Genomic DNA, 488 nt, shown 5'->3' with positions numbered 1-488 from the left:
TGCAGATAACAACTTTGAGAATAGCCCAATAGTTGGAGATTTAACGGGAGTTGTATTTGAAGACATCGACGGAGATGGTATTCAAGATGCGGGCGAAGAAGGAATTGAAGGAGTAGATATAGTTATTACTGATGTTGACGGAAACGAAACGACAGTAACAACAGGAATAGACGGAATATGGGCAGCAACAGACATTCCAATAGGAGATACAGAGGTTGATGTTGACGAGACAACGTTACCAACCGATATTACAGATACTTTAACAACAACGGATTCAGATCCAGAAATAGTAACTGTATTAGAAGGTGTAGCAACAGTAACAATAGATGACGGATATGCACCAGTAGATATCGATTCAGATGGAGATGGAGTTTTAGACTCAGTAGAAGTTGCAAATGGTACAGATCCTAATAATGAATGTAATTATAACATTGCAGATATTACTGAAGAAATTACCGCAATAACAGATTGTGATAATGACGGATTAA

1 protein-coding gene is annotated in these 488 nt (G+C 37.7%); it reads left to right on the top strand.

The window, feature by feature from the left end; genetic code table 11:
- Positions 1 to 488, top strand: a 488-nt coding sequence (locus B2989_RS14215) for an SdrD B-like domain-containing protein (RefSeq protein ID WP_292949751.1), incomplete at both ends; no start/stop codon positions are given.

Source organism: Olleya sp. UBA1516 (assembly GCF_002323495.1).
Lineage (GTDB): Bacteria > Bacteroidota > Bacteroidia > Flavobacteriales > Flavobacteriaceae > Olleya.
Note: the sequence above shows the minus strand (reverse complement) of the source record. Positions and strands in the feature narration are given on the sequence as shown.